Here is a 4,403-nt window from a genome sequence, read left to right on the forward strand (position 1 = left end):
AGTGTCGGGAGACTTCAACCTCTGTGAAGGATGGAGTCGTGTCGAGTTCGAAGAAGTACCCGCAGGAGCTGCGTGAGCGGGCCGTGCGGATGTTCGCCGAGATCAAGGGCGAGCACGAGTCGGAGTGGGCGGCGATGAAAGCGGTCGCTGACCTGCTCGGGGTCGGGACGCCGGAAACTGTCCGCAAATGGGTGCGCCAAGGCCAGATCGACACCGGAAACCGGGCAGGAACCAGTTCCGATGAGATGGCGGAGCTGAAGCGGCTGCGACGCGAGAACGCAGAACTCAAGCGCGCCAATGCAATTCTCAAGGCTGCGTCGGCTTTCTTCGCCGCCGAGATCGACCGGCCCCAGCGCTGATCGTTCGGTTCATCACCGAACATCAGGGCCACCGTGAAAGCGGTGGCCTCGTCTGGGGTGTCGAGTCGATCTGCGCCGCGCTCTGCGAACTCGGCGTAAAAGCCTCCCCATCAACGTATTACGAGCAACGCAAACGCCTTCCGGCGCGACGGGAGCTCCGTGACGAAGAACTGAAGGTGGAGATCACACGCGTTCATTCGGAGAACTTCGGGGTCTATGGCGCGAGAAAGGTATGGCTGCAGCTGAACCGGGAGGGCCATCCAGTGGCCCGCTGCACCGTCGAGCGGTTGATGCGTGAACTCGGATTGCGCGGCGCTGTCCGCGGCCGGGTCAAACGCACCACCTGGCCCGATCCCGCCGCGCCGCAGCCGGCGGATTTGGTGCAGCGTCACTTCGCGCCGTCGGCACCGAATCGGTTATGGGTGGCGGACATGACATATGTGTCGACGTGGTCGGGCTGGGTCTACGTCGCGTTCGTGATCGACGCCTACGCGCGCCGGATCATCGGCTGGCGAACCGCCACGTCCATGACGACCTCGCTGGTGCTCGACGCGATCGAGCACGCCATCTGGACCCGCGAGCGGGCCGGATGGGATGTGAAAGATGTTGTGCACCATACGGATAGGGGTTCGCAATATACATCCATTGCGTTCTCCGAGCGGTTGGCCGAGGCTGGGATCCAGCCGTCGGTCGGGGCGGTCGGATAATCGTATGACAACGCCCTGGCCGAGACGATCAACGGCCTCTACAAGCAAGGCCGCGTAGTTAAGCGGTGGGGTCGGTTGTCGAGTCGCCGTCTGGCTGTGGTGGTTCCGGTGCCAGCCATTGGCGGTTGAGGCGGTAGCGTCCACGACCGATCCGGTCGAGGAACCCTTGGTCGGTCCATCGGCCTATTTGGCTGCAAAGGCTTCGGTAGCGAACGTGTTTCAGCTCTTGGGTGATTTCGCTGGGAGTCCAGTCGCGGTCGGGGTCGGTCCGCAGTAGCTGCAACACTTGCTGGCGGTGGCCCGGGTCGGCAGTGCTTGCGGGGTGTTCGGCCGCTTCGGTCTGTTGTGGGTCGGTGAGTGCGCAGAGTTCCAGCCGGATGACGGCTTGGCTCTTGGTAGGGCGGTTGCCGGTGAGGGCGGTCCCGTAGCGGGACATGGGGCATTTGACCTTGCGGGCGCTGATGCGCGGACGGCGGGCGGGCAAGAGTTTCTCCAAAACCGCTCGGGCGATTGCGTTTTCGGGTGAGTCGTTGCTGGTGATGTTGGTTGCGGTGACGATCTGGTTGATGGCGGCGGTCATGGCCACGGTGAAGCTTGCCCGGTCGGGGTCGGTTCCCGGAGCGGTCTCCACGGCGTCACACATGGCGCGGCGCAACGTCTGATAGATCGTCAGGGCGGCCCACATCTCCTGCTCGAGGCCGACCGGGTCGGTGGAACGCAGAACGCGTCCGCGGAACATGGTGTGGCGCAACGCGAAGAATGCTGATTCGATCTCCCAGCGCTCGTGGTAGAGGCGGGCGATCTGGATCGCTGGGTCGGTGCGGTGGTTGAGCAGGGTGGTGATGATCCGGTAGCGGTCACCCGTGCGGGATCCGTCCGCGCAGGTGGCGGTGATCTGGATATCGACGATGCGGAAGCGGTAACCATTGATCCTGGTCAGAACCGATCCATCGGGCAGTGTGGCCCACACGGCCGGACGACGGCGAGAGCTGAGCCGGACCACGAGCTGAGCGCCGGAGGCCGCGACGCGGGTGAGAATGTCATCACCACCGAAGTTGCGGTCGGCCAGCAACAGCATCGTGTCGTTCAACAGCGGCACCAAAGTGGCGGCGTAGTCGGTCTCACTACGCTTGATCGAGCCGAAGACTGCGCCGAGTAGGCCGCGGGTCCCGGTCTCACACAAGGTCACGACCCGCAGATGCGGGTAGCCCTCGGTGCCGCCGCGGTATCGAGTGAACTTGCCCAGCCGCATCCGGATCCGGTCCTGGTCTGGAGCCTGCAGCGAACCGCAGCCGTCGAAAGCCACAGTGCGCCAATGCCGATAGCACACACCCGGGGTGGCGGGCTGCGCCAGCGGGCCTGCCACGACCTCGAACAGCGCCCTCAACGGTGCCGCTCCCAGACGCCGGCGAAGATCCCGCAGTCCCTTCTCCGAGGGCCTGCGAGGGAGCAGCGATCCTAGCCCGGCGATCAGCTTGTCCCAGACCCTCTCATAGCCCAGCGTCGGGAAAACCGCCAGAGCCAGAACGAAATACACCCCGACGCGCGAGGGCAGCAAGCGGGTGCGACGCTGCACCGTCCGGGTCCGGGTGAGAACGTCATCGATCAACTCGAACGGCAGGTACTGCGTGAGCTCCCCAAGGTGACCGGGCGCGAAGATTCCTCCGGCCACGGTAATGGTGCGGGTGAGCGTCGTAGTGACAGACTGGGAGGGCAACGGGACCTCTCGGATGCAGGAAGACCTTGGACGGCTTCTCTCAATAGCAGAGGTCCCGTTGCCTTACCTCCCCGACACCCTCCTTAGGAAAAACCCGAGTTGACCTGCCTACCAACGACTTAACTACGCGGCATTGCCTCTACAAGACCGAGCTGATCAAACCGCGCGGACCGTGGCGCAGCGTCGACCACGTCGAATTCGCTACCGCCGAATGGGTCGATTGGTTCAACAACCGGCGGCTCTACCGCTACTGCGGCGATATCCCTCCCGCGGAGATGGAGACCGCCTACTACTCTCAACAACCAGCCCAGCAACCCGCCGGGCCGTCATACCGATAAGTGATGTTCCCCGGGTTTCGTGGAGTCGGGATGCTGGACTTCAGGCCACGGGTTGGATGGGTGATTGCATCATCTCGTACTCGATAGGGGACCGCATGCCCAGGGCCGAGTGACGGCGTCGCCGGTTGTGGAAGATCTCCAGGTATTCGAAGATCGCGTTTGCCAGTTCGATCCGGGTTCTCCATCTTTGACGGTTCAATAGCTCGGTTTGCATTCTGCCCCAAAAGGATTCGATGACAGCATTGTCGTAGCAATCGCCGATCGAGCCCATCGAGGGCACCAGCCCGGACTTGCGGGCCCGGTCGGTGAAGGCCCAGGAGGTGAATTGGACTCCGTGGTCGGAATGAATGATCGTCCCGGCCTGTGGTGAGCGGTTGGCGATGGCCATGCCCAGCGCGTTGGTCACCAGCGCGGCGGTCTGGGTCGAGTCGATCGACCAGCCGACGACCCGGCGGGAGAACTTGTCGAGCACGACCGCGCAGTACACCTTGCCTTCCCGGGTGTGGTGCTCGGTAATGTCGGTGACCCACAACTGATTTGGCTGTGATCGGGTGAACGACCGGTTGACCAGATCTCCCGCTGTCGGGGTCTGATGCCTCGGCTTGGGTCGGCGGTTGCCGGGCAGCCCCTTGATCCCGGCGCGGGCCATTAGCAGCTCGATCTGGCCGTGGCCCACGCTGATTCCGAGACCGAGGGTGAGTTCGGCGTGGACACGGTGGGCACCGTAGGTGCCGCGGGAAGCGGCGTGGACGGCGCGAATCTGATCCAGTAGCCACACATGCCGGATCGAACGCTGAGACGGCGGCCGGGACCGCCATTCGTAGTAGCCCGATTCGGCGACGTCGAGGAGCCGGCACGCGGCCTGCACCGGCAAGCCCTCGGACGCCATGGTGGCTATGGCCGCGTATCGCCTTTTGGGTCGCCTCCCTGCTCTTTCAGCAGTTCACGAGCCCGTTTCAGGATCGCCACTTCCTGCTCTAGTTCCCGGATCCGCCGTTTGGCCATCGACAGTTCGGTCTGCTCGGCGCGGCTTGCGCCGGGTAGCTGGCCGGTGTCGATCAGTTCCTGCTTGCGCCAGACATAGATCGTCTGGTCACTGATGCCCAGATCGGCGGCGACCTGCGCGACCGGACGCCCGGCAGCGACCAGATCCAGTACCTTGCGGCGGAACTCTTCGGGATAGCGCCTTGGCACGAACGAGTCTCCTTCGACGGTGTCGTGACCAAGAAGTCAGCCAAACCGACTCCGGGAAACCCGGGGAACATCAAAGTCTCCGGACTCA

At 63.8% G+C, this 4,403-nt stretch carries 1 protein-coding gene and 3 pseudogenes; 2 read left to right on the top strand and 2 right to left on the bottom strand.

Going from position 1 to position 4,403, the window contains the following annotated elements:
• Window positions 1-89: 89 nt before the first annotated feature.
• Window positions 90-1,063: pseudogene (locus ACWDSJ_RS37750) on the top strand (IS3 family transposase); the annotation flags it as partial.
• 61 nt (window positions 1,064-1,124) lie between these two features.
• On the opposite strand, the gene ACWDSJ_RS37755 reads toward ACWDSJ_RS37750, so the two are convergent.
• Window positions 1,125-2,783, bottom strand: coding sequence for an IS4 family transposase (locus ACWDSJ_RS37755; RefSeq protein ID WP_082976714.1), 1,659 nt, complete (start codon window positions 2,781-2,783; stop codon window positions 1,125-1,127).
• Window positions 2,784-2,920: 137 nt separating this feature from the next.
• On the opposite strand from ACWDSJ_RS37755, the pseudogene ACWDSJ_RS37760 reads away from it, so the two are divergent.
• A pseudogene (locus tag ACWDSJ_RS37760) lies at window positions 2,921-3,121 on the top strand (IS3-like element ISMyma3 family transposase); the annotation flags it as partial.
• Between the two features lie 40 nt (window positions 3,122-3,161).
• Here ACWDSJ_RS37760 and ACWDSJ_RS37765 read toward each other — a convergent pair.
• Window positions 3,162-4,315 (bottom strand): annotated as a pseudogene (locus ACWDSJ_RS37765) (IS3 family transposase).
• Between the last annotated feature and the right edge of the window lie 88 nt (window positions 4,316-4,403).

This window comes from Nocardia sp. NPDC003482, from assembly GCF_053588115.1.